This window comes from Amycolatopsis echigonensis (assembly GCF_014174495.1).
Classification (GTDB): Bacteria; Actinomycetota; Actinomycetes; order Mycobacteriales; family Pseudonocardiaceae; genus Amycolatopsis; species Amycolatopsis echigonensis.
Window position 1 is genome coordinate 1 of record NZ_JACJHR010000223.1, and the last position, 1,432, is coordinate 1,432.

General features: G+C 69.5%; 2 protein-coding genes. Both read right to left on the reverse strand.

Annotated elements, in window-relative coordinates; translation table 11 throughout:
• Positions 1 to 274: MlaD family protein (locus H5411_RS46395; RefSeq protein ID WP_183128014.1), on the reverse strand; the 274-nt coding region annotated here is incomplete at its 3' end.
• A partial coding sequence (locus tag H5411_RS46400; protein ID WP_183128015.1) for an Mce/MlaD family protein occupies positions 274 to 1,432 on the reverse strand: 1,159 nt, incomplete at its 5' end. The genes H5411_RS46395 and H5411_RS46400, both read right to left, overlap by 1 nt.

Here is a 1,432-nt window from a genome sequence, read left to right on the forward strand (position 1 = left end):
TCGGCTTGTCGCCGTCGAACTTCAGCTCGACGACGGCCTGGTTGCCGACCAGGTTGATGTCGCCGACCTGGCCGACACGCACACCGCCGATACGGACGTCGTCCCCGCTGCGCAGGGCACCGACGTCAGCGAAGGCGGCCTTCACGACCGTCGTCGGCTTGCCGGGCAGGCCGTCGCTCGCGGTGATCGCGATCCCGACCGAGGCCACGAAGAGGGCGAGGACGACTAACCCGATGAACAGGGACCGCCTCTTGCGGCCGACCGTGCTCGCCATCACTGACCTCCACCGATGAGGAACTGCAGAGCGCCGCTTTCCTGCTGCTGGTTGAGCCCGGTCACGCCGCCGTCGGATTGCTGTCCCGTGGCCAGCAGCCCGCCGAGTACCCCGCCTGAGGCGGTGAGTCCCGGGAGGCTCGGCAGCGGCAGGGGCGGAGCCGCTTGAGCCGGCGTGCCGGTGTCGCCCTGGGGAGGGCCCTGCGGCGGGGGCGTAGGAGCCCCGTTGGGCGCGTTGAGGCCGGGCACGAGGCCCGTCAGCAGGTCGGGGTTGACGACGAGCATGGCCCGGAAGTAGTGGGAAACACCGTCGCCGCCGTTGGTGGTCAACGCCCAGTTCCGGATGAAGTTCAGCACGTTCCCGAAGTTGTTCGTCAGGTCGGTGACAATCGGGCGGGCAGCGCCGACAGCGGATCGCAGGTCCGGGCCGGCGGCCTTGAGCTGGTCGACCACCGGCCGGGCCTCGTCAAGCAGGCCTTGCGCCTTGTCCAGAACCGGCTTCGCGCTGGCCAGCGCGGGGTCGAGCGACTCGGAGAACTTCTTGAGCTCGTCGCTGATGGCGCTCAGGTTGTCCGTGGTCGGCCTGATCGACTGCAGGATAGGCGTCGTGGCCTGCGCGGTACCGGTCAGCTGCCCGAGCGTCTTCCGGGCCGCGGAGAGGGTGTCCGGCAGCTGGCTGAGGGTCGACTCGAGCGCGGCACGGTTCTTCGCAGTGGCTTCGGTGGCGGTCTGCGCGGACGAGAGGAGACCGTCGAGGGTCGCCCCGTTGTCCACGGCCAGGGCCTGGGCCACCGGTTCGATCTTGTCGACCACGCTGGTGAGCAGGCCGTTCTGCTCCTTGAGGACCTTCGCCAGCCCGTCCGTGTCCTTCATCGACGACGCGAGCGCCTGGATGGTCGCATCGGCGTTCTGTCCGTTCTCCCGCATGCCTTCGCCAAGCACGGTCACCAAAGCCGCCAGCGACTGCCCGGTGGGGTCGTCGACGGTGTTGAGCACCTGGTCGAGGTCGGTGTAGACGCTGGTCTGCCGGACCGGCAGGACGCCGCCGTCCTGAAGCGCGGGCGCCGAGGGCGTCCCGCGGTCCAGGTCGAGGTAGCGCTCGCCGAGGATGCTGACCGGCTTGATGGTGACCTTGGCGTCGGTGTGGACCGGCAATGCC